The sequence below is a fragment of the Halorubrum sp. SS7 genome, from assembly GCF_005435055.1.
In the GTDB taxonomy this organism is placed as follows: Archaea; Halobacteriota; Halobacteria; order Halobacteriales; family Haloferacaceae; genus Halorubrum; species Halorubrum salinarum.
Genome location: NZ_SGXV01000278.1, coordinates 1 through 503, shown reverse-complemented (window position 1 = coordinate 503; position 503 = coordinate 1). Strand labels below are relative to the sequence as shown.

At 69.2% G+C, this 503-nt stretch carries 1 pseudogene; it reads right to left on the bottom strand.

Annotation, left to right across the window (positions count from 1 at the left end):
- Positions 1-469 (bottom strand): annotated as a pseudogene (locus EXE44_RS20475) (hypothetical protein); the annotation flags it as partial.
- Positions 470-503 lie beyond the last annotated feature (34 nt).

The following is a 503-nucleotide window of genomic DNA, read 5'->3' as shown; positions in this document are numbered from 1 at the left end:
CCGTGCCGAGCCCCATGCCACTCTCTTCAGCGGGGTCCGGATCGGGGGTATCGTCGCCCTCTCCGTCGGTACCCTCCTCGGAGGGGTCCGGATCGGCGCCTTCGGAGGGGGTCTCGGTGGGGGTATCTGCGCCCTCCCACTGCGCGGCGTATTCGTCCGCCTCGTCGGGCGATTCGGGACCCCCTTCAGAGGGGTCGGGATCGAGGGTATCTCCGCCCCCTTCGCCGGTACCCTCTTCAGAGGGGGCCGGATCGGCGCCTTCGGAGGGGCTCTCGGCTCCCTCGTCACCCCCTTCGACCGCGGTACCCTCGTCGTCGAGGCCGTAGGCGCTCGGGTACCAGTCGTGATGGCGCCGGTCGGCCGCGGCCTCGACATGGTCGTCGTCCTTCCGTCCGTGGAGATGCGACCGGAGCCCCTGCGGCGTCCCCTCGTAGTCGCACCCATCGATCTTACAGGCGAGTTCAGGCATCGGTCTCCTCGTAGTTGTCTAACGTCTCCTCGCC